The sequence below is a fragment of the Streptomyces sp. AC627_RSS907 genome (genome assembly GCF_019049165.1).
This window is the reverse complement of record NZ_JAGMUE010000151.1, coordinates 1-402: the sequence shown is the minus strand read 5'-3', so window position 1 is coordinate 402 and position 402 is coordinate 1. Positions and strand designations below refer to the sequence as shown.

Genomic DNA, 402 nt, shown 5'->3' with positions numbered 1-402 from the left:
GCCGGGGTCAACTCGGAGGAAGGTGGGGACGACGTCAAGTCATCATGCCCCTTATGTCTTGGGCTGCACACGTGCTACAATGGCCGGTACAATGAGCTGCGATACCGTGAGGTGGAGCGAATCTCAAAAAGCCGGTCTCAGTTCGGATTGGGGTCTGCAACTCGACCCCATGAAGTCGGAGTCGCTAGTAATCGCAGATCAGCATTGCTGCGGTGAATACGTTCCCGGGCCTTGTACACACCGCCCGTCACGTCACGAAAGTCGGTAACACCCGAAGCCGGTGGCCCAACCCCTTGTGGGAGGGAGCTGTCGAAGGTGGGACTGGCGATTGGGACGAAGTCGTAACAAGGTAGCCGTACCGGAAGGTGCGGCTGGATCACCTCCTTTCTAAGGAGCACTTCT

The 402-nt window shown here is 58.0% G+C and carries 1 rRNA gene; it reads left to right on the top strand.

Features of this window, described 5'->3' with window-relative positions:
- Positions 1–387 (top strand): 16S ribosomal RNA (locus tag KUM32_RS28680); the annotation flags it as partial.
- Positions 388–402 lie beyond the last annotated feature (15 nt).